Below are 2443 nucleotides of genomic sequence, written 5' to 3'. Positions count from 1 at the left end.
CTCAAGGGGAGAAGGAAGATGGTGACGAATTTCCTTCCACGACCCCGTATCGTTTCCAACCGGTTAACCGTATTCAGGGCATAGGGGTGGGCTAGTCTTCGGATGTCGCCATGCGTACGCCCTTGAACACCCTCCATGTCGCTGTCCTGATGGGCGGTCTGTCGTCGGAACGCGAGGTCTCCCTGTCCTCGGGTCGCGGCTGCGCGGACGCCCTGGAAGGGCAGGTCGCCAAGGTCACGCGCGTCGACGCCGGGCGCGACCTCGCCCAGGTGCTGACGGCGCTGAAGCCCGACGTGGTCTTCAACGCCCTGCACGGCAAATGGGGCGAAGACGGCTGCGTCCAGGGCATCCTTGAGACGCTGAAGATTCCCTACACACACTCCGGCGTCCTGGCTTCGGCCCTGGCGATGGACAAGGACAAGTCCAAGGCCGTGCTGCACGCGGCGGGCGTCATCGTGCCCGGCGGCGGCCTGTTCGACCGGCATGAGGTCGCAAGCCGCCACGTCATCGACCCGCCCTANNGTGGTCAAGCCGAACGCCGAAGGCTCGTCCGTCGGCGTCTATGTGGTGCGCGAGGGCGCCAACCGTCCGGTGGCCGAGGTCGGCGCCGAGGACTGGGCCTATGGCGATCAGGTCATGGTCGAGCCTTTCATCCCCGGCAAGGAACTGGCGGTCAGCGTGATCGGCGAGGCGACCGGCCCGCGCGCTCTGACCATCACCGACATCACCCCGACCAAGGGCTTCTACGACTACGAAGCCAAATATGCGCCCGGCGGCTCGCGCCATGTCCTGCCCGCCGAGCTGCCGCCGCACGTCTTTGACAAGGCTTTACGTCAGGCCGAGCTGGCCCACGCGGCCATGGGGTGCCGGGGCGTCTCCCGCGCCGACTTCCGTTATGACGATGTTAACGACGTTCTCGTTCTGTTGGAGGTGAACACCCAGCCCGGCATGACCCCGACCTCGCTCGTTCCCGAGCAGGCGGCCTTCGTCGGTATGGATTATCGCGAACTGGTTCGTTGGATGGTGGAGGACGCCTCATGCCCGCGGTAGTGCGCGGCGGTCGGCGACAGTCTTCGGGCAAGCGCGGCGCGCGGGGCGCTCCGTCCGGCCGCGCGGCCGAGATCGGCCGTCTGGACATGTCGCCGCGCGTCGTGGCGGCGACCCTGGTGGTCGGCGTCGGCATTCTGGCGGCCGTGCTGGCCACAGGCGCGCGCGCCGAGCGTATCTCGACGGCCGTCACCGAACGCTTTGACGCCATGACGACCGGCATGGGCCTGAAGGTGCGTCAGGTCCATGTCACGGGCGCCTCGCCCGAGGCCGCCGCCGCCGTGCGCGCCGCCGTCGGCGTCCATGCCGATCAGCCCATCGTCAGCCTGGATCTGGCCGCCGTGCGCGAGCGGGTGCAGTCGGTCGGCTGGGTCAAGGAGGCGCGCGTGGTGCGCCTGCTGCCCGACACCCTGATCGTCGACGTCAAGGAGCACGACCGCCTCGCCGTCTGGCAGGTGGGCGGTAAGGCGCACGTCATCGACGCCCAAGGCATCGTCATTCCGGGAGCCGACGCGGGCCGCTATCCGCGCCTGCCGCTGGTGGTCGGCAAGGGCGCCGATCAGGCCGCCTCCGACGTTCTGCCCCTGCTGGCCCAGCGTCCGCGCCTGATGGCCAAGGTCGACGCCTTGGTCCGTGTGGACGAGCGCCGCTGGGACTTGCGCCTCAAGGACGGCGCCTTGATCCAGCTGCCCGCCGTGGATCAGGAATCCGCCCTCATCCGCCTCGACGCCCTGGACCAGCGCGAACGCCTGCTGGACCTGGGCTTCGCCCGCATCGACCTTCGCACGCCGGAAGAAGTGGCCGTTCGCCCTTCCGAAGGCGCCGTTTGACCCTCTGATTTCCTAGGACACCACCCCATGGTTGGACGCAGCCGAGACATCAAGCCGGAACAGGGCAGGGGCGCGCCGCGCGCGCCGGTCGTGGCCGCGCTAGATCTCGGCCAGTCCAAGGTCGCCTGCTTCATCATGAAGCCCGACGGCGTGCGCCACGCCGACCGCACCATCCGCGTCGCCGGCGCCGGCCACGTCCAGTCGCGCGGCGTCAAGGGCGGGGCCATCGTCAACATGGACGAGACGGCCCAGGCCATCGGCCACGCCGTCGAACGCGCCGAGCGCGCGGCGGGCGCCCCCGTCTCCGGCGTCGTCGTCACCACGGCCATCGGCCAGATGGCCAGCCACCGGGTGCAGGCGCGCGTCTCGCTCGGCTCGCATCCGATCAGCGACGCCGACCTGGCGCGCGCCATTGGCATGGCCCTGGCCCAGATCCGCCTGCCGAACCGGCGCCCGATCCACGTCCTGCCCATCGCCTGGTCGGTGGACGGGGCGCGCGGCGTCCATGATCCGCGCTCGATGCGCGGCGGCTCTCTGGGGCTGGATCTGCTGGTCGTCTCCATGTC

1 protein-coding gene and 2 pseudogenes are annotated in these 2443 nt (G+C 69.6%); all 3 read left to right on the top strand.

Annotated features, from left to right (window positions below):
• Positions 1-110 precede the first annotated feature (110 nt).
• Positions 111-1050: pseudogene (locus B2Y21_RS09460) on the top strand (D-alanine--D-alanine ligase).
• Positions 1038-1877, top strand: a complete 840-nt coding sequence (locus B2Y21_RS09455) for a cell division protein FtsQ/DivIB (RefSeq protein WP_292059222.1) — start codon at positions 1038-1040, stop codon at positions 1875-1877. The pseudogene B2Y21_RS09460 and the gene B2Y21_RS09455 overlap by 13 nt, the downstream one beginning before the upstream one ends.
• Positions 1878-1904: 27 nt before the next feature.
• Positions 1905-2443, top strand: a pseudogene (locus tag B2Y21_RS09450) (cell division protein FtsA); the annotation flags it as partial.

This window comes from Brevundimonas sp. UBA5936 (assembly GCA_002430835.1).
Taxonomy (GTDB): Bacteria; Pseudomonadota; Alphaproteobacteria; order Caulobacterales; family Caulobacteraceae; genus Brevundimonas.
This window is presented reverse-complemented; position numbering and strand designations above follow the sequence as displayed.